Here is a 15,715-nt window from a genome sequence, read left to right as displayed (position 1 = left end):
CTCCCGGTTCGGTATTGACGCCGACGACGTCGTCAACCGGTCGGAGACCTGGTTCTTCGCGAACGCTTCACATGATCCGTGAGGTGTCGGGCCCCTCGTTGACGCGGGGAGCTGCCGCGACTCCGGCTCTGTTCTCGACCATGTGATCCGTGCCCGCTGGTGTTGGTCTCCCGCGCGTGACCGGGTCGGCCGAAGGTGTTCGGCGAGCGACCAACGCAAACCCGATCACGTGACCCACGTCACTATCTCCACGTTCGTGTGTGCTTGACACCACACCCCCTCGTCGAGATTAATTGACCAATCGGTTGGTGGAACAATATGAGGAGGCGCAATGACGCGCACCACCACGAGAGGCCGGGCGTCCCGGTTCCTCGCGATACTCTCGGTTGTCGCCCTGGCGATCAGTGGCTGCGGAGGTGCCGCATCCAACGCGGGCGGTCCGGTGGAGATCCGTGCAGCCCAGGTGCTTCCGCCGGGCGGCTCGCAGTCGGACCTCATCGCATGGTTCATGTCGGAACTGGAGAAGCGCACCGACGGTCAGGTCAAGACGGACGTCACGTACGGCGGCGGACTTCTGGCGGGCACCGACACGCTTCCTGGGCTGCAGCAGGGGCGCGCCGAGGCGGGCAACGTCGTACCCGCGTACTTTCCCGCCGAGTTGCCACTGAACAACATCAACATGGTGCCGATCTCGGATGCGGACCAGTCGGCTCGACTGCGGGCGTTGCAGGACCTCGCCGACGGAGTGGAGCAGTTCGAGCGAGAGTTCGAGCAACAGCAGATCGAACTCATCGGTTTCCTGCCCAACAACGCGTCCGCTGTGACCTTTGGTCCGGAGGTCACCTCGCTGGCCGACGTGGAGGGGCTCAAGATCCGCATCCCGGCGCAGCCGTCATCGGTGGTGTGGGAGGAACTCGGCGCCAAGGCGACGTTTCAGGCATCCGAAGAGGTGTACGAGTCGGTCGAACGCGGGATCGTCGACGGTGTCACGTACCCGATGGACACCCAGGTCGCCAACGGCATCACCGATGTCGCGAAGTACATGGCCTCGGATGTCGGCGAGAGTGGTGGTTCGGTCTTCGCCTTCAGTAGTCGCACTTACGAGCGACTGCCCGAGGATGCCAAGGAGGTCGTGGAGCAACTGAAGAAGGAATGGCCCGCCAAGGCCGACGAGTTGATGACCAAGTACGACCGACAGGCGTGTCGTGATTTCCTCGAGTCGGGCGGAACCATCGTGCGCTGGCGCAACGCGGACCGCGAAACGATGAAGGAAGCGGTCGAACGCCTGGCACCGCCGGTGTGGAAGGCCGAGGCGGCCAAGTCCGTCGACCGGTCCGTGGCGGACGAGTTGTGGCAGCAGTACACCGATTCCCTGGCCCGTCACTCCGGCGAGACGGGCTATGTGAACGGGCTGAGTACATGTGGTCGGAACTAGCGACGTGGTGCGGCACGGCCGGGATCACCGTGATGTGGTCAGGAAATGCCGCTGATGCGGAGCGGAGGGGTCGCCGATGAGCACGGTGGAGCTCTTCCTCGTGGTCGTCGGGATCCTGGCGGGGTGTCTGCTCGTGGGCATGCGCATCGCGCTGGCGCTGACCTTCGCAGGGTTCGTCGGCTATTACCTGCTCGACGGCTGGGACGTCGGCATGTCGACGTTGGGTGCGCTGCCGATCGAGAGCGCCTCCAAGTTCACGCTGCTGGTGATCCCCATGTTCGTGCTGCTCGGCAATGCCGCCGAGCGTGCGAACCTCGCGGAGGGTGCCTATCGCGTACTCGGGTGGTTTCTTCGTGGCCTGCCCGGCGGTCTGGCGGTGGCGACTCTGACGGCGTGCGCGTGTTTCGCCGCCGTCAGTGGCTCCAGCATCGCCACGGTGATCTCGATCGGCAATCTCGCCATCACGGAGATGCGCAAGGCCGGCTACGCGATGCATGTCGCCGCCGGTGTGGTCGGCGCGGCCGGCACGCTCGGTGTCCTCATTCCGCCGAGCGTGCCGCTGGTCATCTACGGCGTACTGACCGGTGAACCCATCGGCGCGCTGCTCATGGCCGGCATCGGGCCGGGTGTGGTCACTGCGACCGTGTACGGCGTCAGCATCATGATCCGGGCCAAGCGCAAACCGGAGCTGTTCGGCAAGGGAGCAGAGGAGGTCCTTCCGCTCAGCGACCGGCCCGCACTGCTGGCGGGTGTCTACAGCCTGTTCCGGATCGGTCTGCTGTTCGTGATCGTCATCGGCGGAATGTATTCCGGCCTGTTCACGGCCGTGGAGGCCGCGGCGGTCGGTGCGTTCGTCGCGGTGCTCATGGTGATCATCGAACACCTCCGAAAGCCACGGGAACTGCGGCGCAACCTGTGGGGTGCGCTCACCGCCGCGGTCAGTCTCAACGGAATGGTCTTCTCGCTACTCATCGGCGGGGCGATCTTCTCCTCGTTCATGGTGGCGGCCGGCGCTCCGCAGCTGCTCACCGACGGGCTGACAGGTCTGTCGCTGCCGGCGTGGCTGATCGTCGCCCTGCTGTTGATCGTGCTCGTCCCGATGGGAATGTTCCTCGACCCGACGTCGATCCTGCTGATCATGGTTCCGCTGACCTACCCGGTCGTCAGCGAGCTGGGTATGAACGGGATCTGGTTCGGGCTGCTGTTCGTCAAGTTGATCGAGATCGGCCTGCTCACGCCGCCGCTCGGGCTCAACGCCTTCGTCGTCGCGGGAATTCGGAAGGACATCGAGATCAGCACCGCCTTCCGCGGGGTGCTGTGGTACGTGCGACTGGACATCATCGTCGTGGTCCTGATGTTCACCTTTCCCGCGATCGTCACCTTCATCCCGAGCCAGATGGGACTGAGCTCATGACCGAGCGCGCCGCCACAGGAATCGGCAGGATCGCGGGTGCGACCGGCCGAGGGTTCGCCGCCGCCGTGCACGCCCTGGCGCGGGCGATGTCAGTCGTGTCGGTCGTCGGCATGTTGTTCGTGATGCTGCTCGTGACCTACAACGTCGTGCTGCGCCTGTCCGGGCAACCGGAGGTACGCGGCATCGTCGAGTACGTCGAGTTGGCGATGGCGGTACTGGCCTTCTTCGCCCTGGGCGAGGCGGAACGACGCCGACAGCACGTCTCGATGTCGTCCGTTGTGGACCGGCTGTCGGGGCGCACGTACCGGGTCGTGCGGTTCGTGGGCGGGTTGGGTGCCGCATCGGTCGCCGTGCTGCTGGCATGGGCGTCCTGGGACGTGCTGGCTGCCGCACTGGAGACGGGTGAATACAAGCTGGGTCTCGTACGACTGCCGATGTGGCCGGCACGGGTCGCCGTGTTCGCCGGTTTCCTCATCCTTGCGCTGGAACAGATCGTGACGGCTGTCGAGGATGTGCGACGTGGGCCGGAAGGCGGTACCCGGGTCCACGGTCTGTGAGCGCGGGCCTGTCGGTCACGGCCAGGTTGTGAGCAGGGAACGCAGGGTCGAGAGCAGGCTCAGCGGCTGGTCGAGCATCACGTGATGCGCGGCATCCGGAACGAAGAGCAGCGGTGTGTCGGGCCGCCCGGCCAGTGCCCGCCGCGCGCCCTCGGCGAGATACGAACGTTCACCCATGACCACGGCGAACGGCCGACACGCCTCGTCGAGGTCGCCGCCGAACCGGACGATCTGGTGGTTGCCGGTCGGGTTGGCGAAGATCCGCGGGTCGAACCGCCACTGCACGCCCGCAGCGGGCGCGTGCGGCTCGTCGACCGGTCGCAGGCCGTGCCAGGCGATGTGGTCGACGTACCAGTCGTTGTCGCACGGCTGCGGAGGGACGAGGCGAAAGCGGGCGACTCCTTCGGCGGCCGCAGCGTAGATCCGGTGCGGGCGCACCTCCCGTTCGGCCAGCGGCTGCTCGGGGGCAGGTGCGTCCGGCCAGGCAGGTGTGTCCACCAGCACCACGCGCCGGACGTGTTCGGCCAGGGCGGGATCGGTCAGGACGACGGAACTCGCGATCCCTCCGAGCGAGTGCGCGACGATGGTCGCCGGGTCGGGCGATACGGCCTCCGCCACCGCCACGACCTCGCGTGCCCACGTTCCCACTGAGTAGACCGGCCGGTGGTCGCTGAGTCCGTGCCCGGACAGGTCGAGTGCGACGACGTGTCCGCCGTGGTCGAGCAGTGCGGCCAGGGGAGCCCACCACATGGCGTGCGCCGCGCCGCCGTGGACCAGCACCGTCGCGGGTGCAGCGGGGTCACCCCAGCTGAGGTAGCGGATCGTCACGCCGTCGCACACGACCCGGCCCATCCGTCGCTCGCGTCCGAGTGCGTGGGACGCCCAGTCGGGCGGTTCGGCGACCCCGGCAGATGTCGGTGGTGTGCGGTAGTCCGCAGTGTCGGCGCGTCCGATGCGTTCCGTGGCGGCCATGCACACGTCCCCTCCGGTATGGGTACTTGATCCTGGATCGCTCTGACAATTAAACTACCAAACGAACGGTTGTCAAAAACTCGAGCAGGTGGGCGTTTCGGCGACGACGTCCCGCGTCGGAAGGGGCGTTGATGACACAACACGTTGTTCCGCGGCAGCTGGTCGACCGACTCGGCCGGCCGCTGACCGATCTGCGGTTGTCGGTGACCGACCGGTGCAACTTCCGGTGCCGCTACTGCATGCCCCGTGAGCTGTTCGGTGCCGATCACGCGTTCCTCGAGCGTTCCGAGCTGCTCGGTTTCGAGGAGATCGCCCGACTGCTCGGGGTTCTGCGGCGCGGCGGGATTCGCAAGATCCGACTGACCGGAGGTGAGCCGCTGCTCCGCAGTGGGTTGCCCGAGCTCGTGGCACAGCTGTCCGAAGTGGATGGTTGCGGGTTCGACGATCTCGCGATGACGTCGAACGGCGTGCTGTTGCCGAAGTTCGCCGACGCGCTCGCGAGTGCGGGGCTGCACCGTGTCACGGTGAGCCTGGACGCGCTGGACGAGCCGACCTTCCGTGTCATGGCCGACACCCTGGTACCGCTCTCGGCGGTGCTGGACGGGATCGCCGCCGCGCAGCAGGCCGGTCTGGGGGTCAAGGTCAACACCGTGGTCCAGCGCGGTGTCAACGACCACCAGATCGAGGATCTCGCCGCGTGGGCCCGCGAACAGGGTGTGTGCGTGCGGTTCATCGAGTACATGGACGTCGGTACGACCAACGGCTGGGTGCGCGACAAGGTGGTGCCCGCGGAGGAGGTACGTGCCCGCATCGATGCGCTGTGGCCGCTGGAGGAGGTCGCCTCTGAGGCAGCCGGCGAGGTCGCGACCCGTTTCCGTTATCGCGACGGCGGGGGAGAGGTCGGCATCATCGCCTCGGTGACCAAGCCGTTCTGCCGTACGTGCACCCGCGGCCGGATCTCCGCGGTGGGCGAGCTCTACACGTGCCTGTTCGCGGCGACCGGGTTCGATCTGCGCACGCTGCTACGCGGTGGGTGCAGTGACCGGGAGCTCCACGACGCCGTCGCCGACGTCTGGGGCGGCCGTGCCGATCGCGCGTCCGAGCTGCGCGGTGCCGGCGGTCTGAGCGGGCCGCGGGTGGAGATGTCCTACATCGGCGGTTGACCGCATCATCGGCGAGCCCATCGATCAGAAGGAGAACGCGATGCTCGACATCACCGACATCTACCACACTGGCTTCGTCGTGCCGGATCTCGACGCGGCGATGGCCGAGTTGGCCACCGTCTTCGGCGTGACCTGGAATGCCGTCGAGGAGCGGGACATGCCGGTGCTGACACCGGACGGGCATGTCGACGCGCACATGCGCTTCGTGTACTCGCGAGGCGGATCGCCGCGGCTGGAGCTGCTCGAGCCGGTTCCCGGGACGGCCTGGGAATCACCCGTGAACGCCTTCGGCCCCGGCGGTGCGCACCACATCGGAGTGTGGGCCGACGATTTCGCCGAGACGTCCGCAAAGCTCGAGGCCGCGGGTCTGCCGCGGGTGTTGACCTTCGACGACGGTAGTGGCGCCGCCGTCCGGTTCGCCTACCACCGGCTGCCCAGTGGGCCGTTCGTGGAGCTCGTGGACGGTACGCGGCGTGCCGAACTCGAGGCGTGGTTCGAGGGCGCCGAGTATCCGGCGCCGGACTCGAGCACCTTCGGGTCCTCTGATGCCGGCTGATCCGCGGGCATGGGCGTCGCATCCGCTCGACGCCGTCGCAGCGACCGCGGTCGCCGGTGAGGTGCTCAGCCGTTACTGTTGGGCGATCGATGACGGGGCGTACGACGAGCTGCACGAGCTTTTCCTCCCGGATGCCCGCGCCGACTACGGTGCGTTCCGGTGCCGGGGCGACGAACTCGCGGACGTGATGGCCGGCCTCCACCGGCATCTGCGCACCACCCAGCATCTGCTCGGCAGCGTGCACGCCGCAGCCGGGGAGGTGGGCGGGGTGCGGGTCCGCAGCCACGTCCGTGCCACTCTGGTGGGGCGCCGCGAGGGTGCGGGCTCGGCGCGGGTCGAGGTTGCCGCGTCCTATCGTGATCTGCTGCGCCGCGCCGAACGGGGCTGGCGCATCGCCGAGCGTACGGTCGATGGCCGGTGGATCGCCGGGGACCGGACTATTCTGCCGTGGTTCGGCCGCGCGTGGCGGAGTGCAGGCGCCGCGGGTACATCTAGCACAAGGGGGACGTGACCACATGTCGAAGACGGGCACCGAGCCGGCCAAGCGCGGGCGACCGCGTCGTGGACCGGACCCCGAGCGCTTCGCCGAGATCGTCGAGGCCGCCGCAGCGGTGATCCTCGAGAAGGGGTACAGCGCCACCAGTATTCAGGACATCGCCGACCGAATCGGGATCCTGAAGGGAAGTCTGTACCACTATGTCCGATCCAAGGAAGACTTCCTCTACAAGATCATCAAGGACGTGTACGACGAGGCGATCGCCGATATGCGGTCGGTGACCGAGGCCGAGCGTGCGCCCCTGGAGCAGCTGGCCGCCTTCGTGCGTGCGCACGTACTGTTCGCCGCCAAGCACCTCGTCGCCTACACGATCCAGCTGCGCGAGTTCGACCGGCTGAGCGAGGCGCGGCGCGCCGAGATTCGCGAGGGTGGCGACACCTACGTCGTGGTGCTCCAGCGGATCCTCGAGGAAGGGCAGCGTGAGGGTGTCATCGACGGGGCGATCGACCCGCGGCTGGCGAGCATCATGATCACCGGTGAGCTGAATTCGATGACGCGGTGGTACCGGCCCGACGGGGCCAAGAGCGCCGAACAGCTCGCCGACGTCTACTCCGGGATGATCGTCTCTTCGGTCGCGTCCGAGGCCGCGGTCTCCTCGGCCGGCGGAATCGAGGTGTTGCGCGCCGCGTTCGTGCAGGCCTGACGCGTCGCAGCCCGTCCAGTCCCGGCCCCAAGCCCCCAGCCCCGAGCCCCGTTCCGGTTCCCCGCCGACCCGGTGGTGGCTCGGGGTTTTTCGTTGCCGCTTCTTGGCACGGCCCGCGCCGTCTGGCAGACTTCTACCAATCAGTCGGTTGATTAAATCGGAGGTCTCGATGGCGATGACCGAGAGCGAGCTGGCGGCGATCGTCGGCACGCCGATCCCGGGCGGGTCGTACACCGTCGAGCCGTACGTGGACTGGCTGCTCAACGATGTCGTCGAGTCCCCGCGGGACGGGCGGGTCGCACACCCGCTGTTCGCCTACGTCGCCGTCGCCGTCGGCAAGACTGTGAGCTGGGACGGGCTGTTCGAGATCTGCGGTGCGACCGCCGACGACGGGCCGATGTTCGGCGAACACGAGACGGTGCTCGAACGGCCGCTGCTGGTCGGCGAGACCTTCACCGTCGGCGGGGAGTTCATCTCCGCCGAACGCAAACGGGGTCAGCGGACCGGGGTCTTCGACATCGTGGGCTTTCGGCTCTCGCTCACCGACGTCGACGGCGCGACCGTCGCCTCCACCTACAACTCGATCGTCTTCCCGAGGAGGGGTGCATGACCGTGACGAACGGACGACCCGCCGTGGACGCCGGAACGGTACTGCCCGAATGGGAGCTGCCCGCGGTGAGTGCCGAGAAGATGAAGACGATGGCGTTGGTGCTCGCCGACCCCAATCCGATTCATTTCGACCTGGACTCGGTGCGCGAGCTGGGTATGGGCGATCGTCCGGTCAACCAGGGGCCGAACAACCTCGCCTACGTCATGAACATGCTCGCGGTCTGGTCCGGTGGTCACGAGCACCTGCGGGGCATCCGGGTGCGCTTCCGTGGCAACGTCCTCGGCGGCGACCGGGTCGTCGCGCGGGGAACCGTCTCGGGCCTGCGCGACGAAGCCGAGTGTGTACTGGCCGACTGCGACGTCGAGCTGGTCGTCGACGAGAAGGTCGTGCTGGCCGGCACGGCGACCGTCGACGTCACGCACCTGACCGGTTCGGCGCAGTGACGACGGGCGGCTGCTGATGGGTGTCGACCTGGGCGTCGGGCTGTGGAGCTTCCAGTCCACTGTGTCCATGCCGCGTTCGCTTCCCGGCCTGTACCGGGATTTCCCCGCCGTCGCGCGACGTGTGGAGGAACTCGGTTACGCGCACCTGTGGCTCGCCGAGCACCGACTCTGGTACGACGGCTGGTGCCCCGCGCCCCTGATCCCGGTGGCCGCGGCCGCGGGCGCGACCAGCACGCTGCGCTTCGGCACGGCCGTGCTGCTGCTGCCGCAGCACGACCCCCGGCGGCTGCGCTCGGTCGCGGCGGCGGTTGACGCCGCGGCGCGGGGACGCCTCGAACTCGGTGTCGGTCTGGGGCACCGCGATGCCGAGTTCGACGGTGTGGGCCTGGCGCGCACCGGCCGCGGCCGCCGCATGGACGCCGGACTGGAGGTGCTCGACCGCGAGCCGCCGTGTGGCCGGTCGAACGCGGTGTGGGTCGGCGGGATGGCGACCGCCGCATTGGAGCGGATCGGACGGCACGGGATGTCGGCGCTGCTGCCCCAGACCCTCGACGCTGCCGGCATCCGCAGGGCGGTCGACACGGTGTACGCGGCCGCCCGGGCGGCAGGACGCGAACCCGGGCGCATCGGCATGGTCAAGGACGTGTGGGTCGACCCGGACGGAGACCACGCACGTTCCTGGTTCCTGCCCCGACTGCGACGGCACTACGTGGAGGAGGCCGGTGCGTGGTGGGTGCTGGACGGCTCCCACGGCTTCGCACGGCCCGAACGGCTCGACAAGCAGGTCGACCGGGCCGTGCGCAGCGCCGCGGTGGGTACTCCCGCCGAGGTCGCCGCGAGCGTCGCGGAGGCCGAGGAGGCCGGGGTCGACACGATCGTGGCCAGGATCAACTTCGATTTCGTCGCCGACCACGAGCTGGACCGGCAGCTCGAACTGCTGGCCTCGACCGTGCTCAAGGAGGTGACGGCATGAGGATCGGCGTGACCGTGCCGCTCGGCACCGTCCCCCCGGCCGAGGTCGCGGGAGTGGCCGCGGCCGTGGAGGCGGCGGCGCTCGACCTGGTGTGGCTCGACGCGGCGGACGGGCAGGAGAGTCCCGAGGCGGCGCTGGTGGCTGCCGCCTCGTGCGCCGAGGGCACGCGGACTCTGCTCGTCGGTGCAGGCACCTCGGTGACCGGTCACAACCCGCTCTATCTGGCCGAGGAACGGCATGTGGCCGATCAGCTGCTCGGCGGTCGGCTGGTGCTGGGACTGCGTGGCGACGACTACGACCGGCTCAGCGAATGGACCGGGTTCCTGCTCTCGGCCGCGGCGAACGTCCCGTTCTTCCATCGGGGCGCCGAACACGCCGTCCCGGCCGGGCTGCCGCAGCATACGGTGAATCCGGAGCAGCGGGTGCGGGTGATGCCCGCGCCGCAGTCACTCGAACCCCCGCTGTGGCTGCTCGGTGACGCAGCCACGCCGGTGGCAGCGCAGTATGCGCTCAGCCCCGTGGTGGAGCGGGACGGTTCCGCTGTATGGCGCCGGGTGGCCGACCGGCTCGGGTCGGCGGCCCGGCGGTTGCGCCGTCCGGCATTTCGCGCGTGGGATCCCGGCCGGGAGGACGCCGCCGCCCTCGCCACCCGGCTGAGGGCCGAGCGCGACGACTGGGGCCTCGACACCGCGCTGTTACGGCTTGACCCGGCTACGGGATCGGCGGCATGGCGCGCAGCAGTGGCCGACCTGGCCTCCGTGGTCCGCCCACGGCTTCAGCAGGACCGGCTTCCGGCGGGCCTGGAGGAACTCTGGGATGCCGAACGCCGCGCACATCCTTGCCCGCGAGTGGAATGAGAGGCAACGACATGACCGAAACACGGCCCGAGGCGTACATCGTGGACGCCGTCCGGACTCCGACAGGGAAGAAGGGCGGGGGCCTCAGCGCCTTGCACCCCGCGGACCTGCTGGGCGAGGTGTTCACCGCTCTGCTCGACCGTACCGGTGTCGATCCGTCCACAGTGGATGACGTGATCACCGGATGCGTCGCCCAGCTGGGAGACCAGGCGTTCAACGTCGGACGGAACGCGTGGCTCTCCGCGGGACTGCCCGTCGAGGTCCCCGCGGTCACGATCGATCGGCAGTGCGGATCCTCCCAGCAGGCGGTGCATTTCGCGGCGCAGGCGATCAAGGCCGGCGAGCAGGACATCGTGGTCGCCGGGGGCGTCGAGTCGATGAGCCGGGTCCCGCTCAACAGCTCCGGGGACCCGGGCCTCGGCTACGGGTACCCGTTCGCAGGCGAGGGCTGGGCCGAACACTTCGGTGCCGAGGAGATCCATCAGTTCCGCGGCGGCGACCTCATCGCTGAGCGCTGGGGGATCGACCGCGAGGCCATGTTCGACCTCGCCATCGCCAGTCACGCCAACGCCGCCAGAGCGCAGGAGGAGGGGCGTTTCGACGATCAGCTGCTGCCCGTCGCGGACGTGACGGCTGACGAGGGCGTGCGGCGCACGGCCGACCGCGACAAGATGCGCGGCATTCCGCCGATCAGGGACGGGGGCTTCCACAACGCCCCGCTCGCCAGTCAGATCGCCGACGGCGCCGCCGGACTCCTGGTGGCCTCCGAGCGCGCGGTGAACGAACTGGGACTGACACCCCTTGCTCGCGTGCATACGACCACGGTCGTCGGCAGCGACCCGGTGCTGATCCTGTCCGGACCGATTCCCGCGACCCGCAAGGTCCTCGACAGGGCCGGACTGTCCGCCGACGACGTCGACCTCTACGAATGCAACGAGGCGTTCGCCGCCGTCGTACTGGCCTGGGCGAAGGACGTGGGCGTGGACCTGGACAGGGTCAACGTCAACGGCGGGGCCATGGCGATCGGCCACCCGCTCGGCGCCTCGGGTGCGCGGCTGATGACCACGCTCGTGCACGAGATGCGGCGCAGCGGCGCGCGGTACGGCCTGCAGACGATGTGCGAGGGCGGCGGCCTGTCCAACGCAACCGTGCTGGAGCGGGTGTAGCGATGCGCCGCGCCGTCGGTCCGAGCCGAGGGGCGTGTGCCAGGGAGGAACACGATGAGTACGACCGACCAGACCACCGAGCCCGTGGACGATCCGCGACCGGGGTTCACTGACGGCCCGGACGGTGGCAGCGTCACCGGCTGGCGGTGCACCGCATGCCGACACCCTGTCGCACAGCTGGTGCTGTACTGCCCGGTCTGCCGGTCGCCGGTCGCCGAGAGTGCGTTCGCCCCCACCGGCGAGGTCTGGGCGTCGACGTGTCTGCGGGTGCGTGTGCCGGGCCGGACCCCGCCGTTCGCGGTGGCCTACCTCGTACTCGACGACGGGCCGCGAGTGCTCGTGCACACGCAGGGCGATCACCCACAGCCGCCGGGAAGCCGGGCGCGGGTCACCGGGGTCGCCGACACCGGCGATCTCGTCGCGGAACCCGAACAGGAGGAACTCTCATGATCGGGACCGCCTTCGTCCAGGGCGTCGGCACCTCGAGCTTCGGCCGCCAACCGGGTGTCGGCGCGCCGCTGCTGGCGCAGCAGGCCGTGGGCGAGGCGCTGGCCGACGCCGGTGTCGACGACGTGCGGGACATCGACGCGGTCTTCGCCGGCACGGTGTTCGGCGCACCCGGCACGGCGCAGCGCATGCTGCAACTGCTCGGCGTGACCGGGGTGCCGGTGCTGACCTTCGAGAACGCCTGTGCGACGTCGACGACCGCGCTGCACGAGGCTCGGCAGTCGGTGCTGTCCGGCCGTTTCGAGCGTGTGCTGTGCCTCGGCGTGGAGACGATGACGCTGCACTTCGCCGGGCCGATCACACCGGAGCACACCGATGCCGAAGGGCGCGCCGGCCTCGCGTTGCCGGGTGTCTACGCGATGGTCGCCAGCAGGTACGAGCACTTGTACGGACTCGAACCGAAGGCGTTGGCGGCGGTCGCGGTGAAGAACCGCCGGCACGGTGCGCTCAATCCACGGGCCCAGCACGGCGCGGAGGTCACCGCCGAACAGGTGCTGGCCTCGCGCATGGTCGCCGACCCCCTGACGTTGCTGCAGTGCTGCGACATCTCCGATGCCGCGACCGCCGCGGTGATCGGCCGTGGGCGTGGCGTCGACCGCGACGTGCCGATCGCCGCGTCGGCGCTGCGTTCGGGAGAACTGTGGGACCACCGCAGCACTCATCCGTGGGGTTACGAGCTGATGGCGAGGGTTGCGGGAGAGGCCTGGCACGAGGCGGGGATCGGTCCCGGTGACGTCGACCTGTTCGAGGTGCACGACGCCTTCACCATCGGTGAGATCACGGCCACCGAGGCACTCGGCATCGCGGAACCGGGTGGTGGTGGCGATCTGGTGCTCTCGGGGCACACCGCGCTCGGCGGACGGCAGCCCGTGAACCCCTCCGGCGGCCTGCTCAGCCGCGGGCACCCGCTGGGCGCCACCGGGCTGGCGCAGATCGCCGAGGCCGTGTGGCAGCTGCGGGGAGAGGCCGGGCAGCGGCAGGTGGAAGGCGCCAGAATCGCCGCCGTCGAGACGATGGGCGGCGGTACGGCGGGAATCGACGGAAACGGGTGTGTGGTGGTGGTGCTCGGTGGCTGAGACGGTGGAGCTCGACGACGTGCTCGGCGGGGAGCGGCTCGCCGATCCCTATCCCTATTTCGCCCGGATGCTCGAGGAGCATCCGGTGTACTGGAACCAGCGGTACCGGGCATGGTTTCTGCACAAGCACGAGGACGTGCTGTGGGCACTGCGGCATCCGGGGTTCTCGTCCGACCGCGTGCGACCGGTCTACGAGACGCACCTCTCGCCGGAGAAGCGCGCGGAGCGGGAGCCGACGTTCGACGTGCTGCGGCATTGGATGGTGTTCCTCGACCCGCCCGAACACACCCGCCTGCGCAAGCTCGTGACGCCCGCGTTCAGTCCGAAGCGGGTGGCGGCCTGGCGACCGCGGGTCGAGCAGGTGGTGAAGGAGACCCTGGCGGCGCTGGAGGGCAGGACGCGGTTCGACTTCATCGCGGATTTCGCCTATCCGATTCCGGCGATCGTGGTCGCCGAACTGATCGGTGTGCCGGCTGCGGACCGCGACATGTTCAAGAAGTGGTCCGACGACATCCTCACGCTCGTGTTCGGCGCACAGGGTGAGCCCGGCCGGCGGGAGAAGGCCCAGCAGGGACTCATCGAGCTGACCGACTACCTCGCCGATCTGATCACCCGCATCCGCCGCGAGCCGGGTGACGACGTCATCTCCAGCCTCGTCACCGCCGACGAGGTCGATCCGCCCCTCGACGACCGGGAGATCATCTCCACGTGCGCGCTGCTGGTGTTCGGCGGCCACGAGACGACCACCAACCTGATCGCCAACGGCACTCGCCAGCTGATGCGCCATCCGCGCCAGTGGCAGCTGCTGCGGGACGAGCCGGAACGGGTGAACACGGCGGTGGAGGAACTGCTGCGATTCGACGGGCCCTCAAGGCTGGAACAGCGGCTCATGGCTGAGGACGTGGAGCTTCGCGGCGCGACGCTGCGCAAGGGAGACAGCGTCTTCCTCGTGCAGAGCGCGGCTAATCGCGATCCCGATGTGTTCGACCGTCCGCACGAGCTCGACATCACTCGCGTCCGCAACAACCACGTCGGCTTCGGGTTCGGCGTGCATCATTGCCTCGGCAACTTCCTGGCGAGGTTGGAGGCACAGGTGGCATTCCCCGCGGTGATCGGGGCGATGCCGGACCTGGAACCGGACGGCACCGAGGAATGGCACACCACGATGATGAGCCGTGGCATGAAGACGATGCCGGTACGGCGTGGGGCTGCGGTATGAGCGAGCGGGCGGGCGTGCTTGCCGGGAAGGTCGCCGTGGTCACGGGTGCGAGCGGTGGGATCGGGCGCGCGGTCGCCTGCGCGCTGGCCCGTGCGGGTGCGGACGTGGGACTGCTCGCCCGGCGCCGCGAGGCGCTGGAGGAGACCGCCGCCATGGTGGAACCCACCGGGCGGCGGACCGTTGTGGCCACCGCGGACGTGACCGATGAGGACCAGGTGGCCGAGGCCGTGGCCGGTGTGGCCGCCGAGCTGGGCGACCCGACCGTCGTGGTGAACAACGCCGGCGGCGCGCGGTTCCTGGCACCGCTGGCCGAGATGCGGCTGTCGGGGTGGCAGAAGACGGTCGCCCTCAACCTCGATGCTCCGTTGATCTGTGCGCACGCGGCTCTGCCGGGCATGATCCGCGCCGGCGGCGGATCCGTCGTGCACGTTGGGTCGATCGTCGGTGAGTCGGCGCAGCACGGCATGGCCCATTACGGCACGAGCAAGGCGGGGCTGACGATGCTCAGCCGCGCCATGGCCCGGGAATGGGGGCGGCACGGGATACGCAGCAACGTCGTCGTACCGGGTCTCGTCGACTCCGGCGCACACGAGCACTACGAGAGTGACACCAACATGGGCCGGCTCTACTCGGCCGAGATCCCGCTCGGGCGCTGGGCCACGCCGGAGGAGATCGCGGCGCCCGTCGTGTTCCTCGCCTCCGATGCGGCCTCGTACGTGACAGGCGGGACTCTCGTGGTCGACGGCGGGCAGACCAGCTGACCGGACCGCAGATTCATGGGGAAGGGCGGAACATGACCAGAACCGTGATCGTCACCGGCGCGGCCGGTGGTGTGGGACGGGCCGCGGTGGCGCGTTTCGCCGGCGCGGGCGACCGGGTGGTCGCGGTGGACCGGGATGCGGAGGGCGTGCGGACGCTGGCCGACCGGTACGACAGCGTGACCGGTGTCGCCGCCGACGTCACCGATCCCGACGACGTCGCCCGCGTGATCGCCGCGGCGGGGGAGGTCCACGTCCTGGTCAACAACGCGGGTGTGATCGACCGTCTCGGACGGGCACACGAAGCCGGGCTCGACGAGTGGAACCGGCTGCTCGCGGTGAATCTCACCGGCCCGTACCTGTTCTGCCACGAGGTGTTGCCGGGGATGCTGGAGCGCGGCGGCGGCGTGATCGTCAACGTCGCGTCCGTCGCGGGACTGCGTGGTGGCCGCGCCGGAGCGGCGTACACGGCGTCGAAACACGGTCTGGTCGGGCTCACGCTGAACATCGCCGCCACACTCGGCGACCAGGGGATCCGCAGCAACGTCGTGTGCCCCGGCTCGATCCGCACCGGGATGCAGGTCGTCGACCACGTCTTCCCGGCCGCCGCCGAGGGCCTGCAGCGGGACCGCCGCAAGCCGCCGCCCGCGGAGGCCGACGAGATCGTCGACGCGATCGTCTACCTTGCCTCGCCGCAGGCATCCCGGATCAACGGCACGGCACTGCCGGTCGACGGCGGGTTCATCGCCTACTGAGACGCCGGTACGCCGAGGCCGGCACACGAGGCGCGCAGACGAGGCGCGCCGGACG

The 15,715-nt window shown here is 69.3% G+C and carries 18 protein-coding genes; 17 read left to right on the top strand and 1 reads right to left on the bottom strand.

Going from position 1 to position 15,715, the window contains the following annotated elements; translation table 11 throughout:
- Nucleotides 1-331 precede the first annotated feature (331 nt).
- The 3 genes from LY40_RS05065 to LY40_RS05055 all read left to right on the top strand — a co-directional run bounded on the left by LY40_RS05065 (nucleotide 332) and on the right by LY40_RS05055 (nucleotide 3,406).
- Nucleotides 332-1,435: a TRAP transporter substrate-binding protein gene (locus LY40_RS05065; protein WP_258936074.1), complete on the top strand. Its 1,104-nt coding sequence runs from the start codon at nucleotides 332-334 to the stop codon at nucleotides 1,433-1,435.
- 76 nt (nucleotides 1,436-1,511) lie between these two features.
- Nucleotides 1,512-2,849 (top strand): TRAP transporter large permease, encoded by a 1,338-nt coding sequence (locus LY40_RS05060; protein ID WP_258936073.1) that lies wholly within the window; start codon nucleotides 1,512-1,514, stop codon nucleotides 2,847-2,849.
- Nucleotides 2,846-3,406: a TRAP transporter small permease gene (locus LY40_RS05055; RefSeq protein ID WP_258936072.1), complete on the top strand. Its 561-nt coding sequence runs from the start codon at nucleotides 2,846-2,848 to the stop codon at nucleotides 3,404-3,406. Before LY40_RS05060 ends, LY40_RS05055 begins: the two co-directional genes overlap by 4 nt.
- Nucleotides 3,407-3,421: 15 nt before the next feature.
- On the opposite strand, the gene LY40_RS05050 is transcribed toward LY40_RS05055, so the two are convergent.
- Nucleotides 3,422-4,378, bottom strand: coding sequence for an alpha/beta fold hydrolase (locus tag LY40_RS05050; RefSeq protein WP_258936071.1), 957 nt, complete (start codon nucleotides 4,376-4,378; stop codon nucleotides 3,422-3,424).
- 131 nt (nucleotides 4,379-4,509) lie between these two features.
- Between LY40_RS05050 and moaA the strand changes: the two genes are divergently transcribed.
- From moaA to LY40_RS04980, 14 genes are all read left to right on the top strand, one after another.
- Entirely contained in the window at nucleotides 4,510-5,541 is a 1,032-nt protein-coding gene (gene moaA, locus LY40_RS05045; RefSeq protein ID WP_258936070.1) for a GTP 3',8-cyclase MoaA, read from the top strand.
- 40 nt (nucleotides 5,542-5,581) lie between these two features.
- Entirely contained in the window at nucleotides 5,582-6,097 is a 516-nt protein-coding gene (locus LY40_RS05040; protein ID WP_183786742.1) for a VOC family protein, read from the top strand.
- A complete protein-coding gene (locus LY40_RS05035) occupies nucleotides 6,087-6,608 on the top strand; it encodes a nuclear transport factor 2 family protein (RefSeq protein WP_258936069.1) in 522 nt (173 codons plus the stop codon). Before LY40_RS05040 ends, LY40_RS05035 begins: the two co-directional genes overlap by 11 nt.
- A gap of 4 nt (nucleotides 6,609-6,612) precedes the next feature.
- A complete protein-coding gene (locus LY40_RS05030) occupies nucleotides 6,613-7,296 on the top strand; it encodes a TetR/AcrR family transcriptional regulator (protein ID WP_183786744.1) in 684 nt (227 codons plus the stop codon).
- A 169-nt stretch (nucleotides 7,297-7,465) separates the two neighbouring features.
- Nucleotides 7,466-7,906 carry a hypothetical protein gene (locus tag LY40_RS05025; RefSeq protein WP_258936068.1) on the top strand — a complete coding sequence of 147 codons (441 nt, stop codon included), beginning with the start codon at nucleotides 7,466-7,468 and terminating at the stop codon, nucleotides 7,904-7,906.
- Nucleotides 7,903-8,349 (top strand): MaoC family dehydratase, encoded by a 447-nt coding sequence (locus LY40_RS05020; protein WP_258936067.1) that lies wholly within the window; start codon nucleotides 7,903-7,905, stop codon nucleotides 8,347-8,349. The genes LY40_RS05025 and LY40_RS05020 overlap by 4 nt, the downstream gene beginning before the upstream one ends.
- Before the next feature lie 16 nt (nucleotides 8,350-8,365).
- On the top strand, nucleotides 8,366-9,322 hold the full coding sequence (locus LY40_RS05015) for an LLM class flavin-dependent oxidoreductase (RefSeq protein WP_183786746.1): 957 nt from the start codon (nucleotides 8,366-8,368) through the stop codon (nucleotides 9,320-9,322).
- Complete coding sequence (locus LY40_RS05010; protein ID WP_258936066.1) at nucleotides 9,319-10,179, top strand: LLM class flavin-dependent oxidoreductase; 861 nt, start codon at nucleotides 9,319-9,321, stop codon at nucleotides 10,177-10,179. The genes LY40_RS05015 and LY40_RS05010 overlap by 4 nt, the downstream gene beginning before the upstream one ends.
- 11 nt (nucleotides 10,180-10,190) lie before the next feature.
- Entirely contained in the window at nucleotides 10,191-11,345 is a 1,155-nt protein-coding gene (locus LY40_RS05005) for an acetyl-CoA C-acyltransferase (RefSeq protein WP_183786748.1), read from the top strand.
- A gap of 54 nt (nucleotides 11,346-11,399) precedes the next feature.
- Entirely contained in the window at nucleotides 11,400-11,795 is a 396-nt protein-coding gene (locus LY40_RS05000) for an OB-fold domain-containing protein (RefSeq protein ID WP_183786749.1), read from the top strand.
- Nucleotides 11,792-12,928, top strand: a complete 1,137-nt coding sequence (locus LY40_RS04995) for a thiolase family protein (protein ID WP_183786750.1) — start codon at nucleotides 11,792-11,794, stop codon at nucleotides 12,926-12,928. The genes LY40_RS05000 and LY40_RS04995 overlap by 4 nt, the downstream gene beginning before the upstream one ends.
- Nucleotides 12,921-14,147, top strand: coding sequence for a cytochrome P450 (locus LY40_RS04990; RefSeq protein WP_258936065.1), 1,227 nt, complete (start codon nucleotides 12,921-12,923; stop codon nucleotides 14,145-14,147). The genes LY40_RS04995 and LY40_RS04990 overlap by 8 nt, the downstream gene beginning before the upstream one ends.
- Entirely contained in the window at nucleotides 14,144-14,908 is a 765-nt protein-coding gene (locus LY40_RS04985) for an SDR family NAD(P)-dependent oxidoreductase (RefSeq protein WP_183786751.1), read from the top strand. The genes LY40_RS04990 and LY40_RS04985 overlap by 4 nt, the downstream gene beginning before the upstream one ends.
- 32 nt (nucleotides 14,909-14,940) lie before the next feature.
- Entirely contained in the window at nucleotides 14,941-15,660 is a 720-nt protein-coding gene (locus LY40_RS04980) for an SDR family NAD(P)-dependent oxidoreductase (RefSeq protein WP_258936064.1), read from the top strand.
- The last annotated feature ends 55 nt before the right edge of the window (nucleotides 15,661-15,715 follow it).

It is taken from the genome of Prauserella salsuginis, from assembly GCF_024648885.1.
Classification (GTDB): Bacteria; Actinomycetota; Actinomycetes; order Mycobacteriales; family Pseudonocardiaceae; genus Prauserella; species Prauserella salsuginis.
The sequence above is the reverse complement of the archived record's forward strand: the minus strand, read 5'-3'. Positions and strand labels throughout refer to the sequence as shown.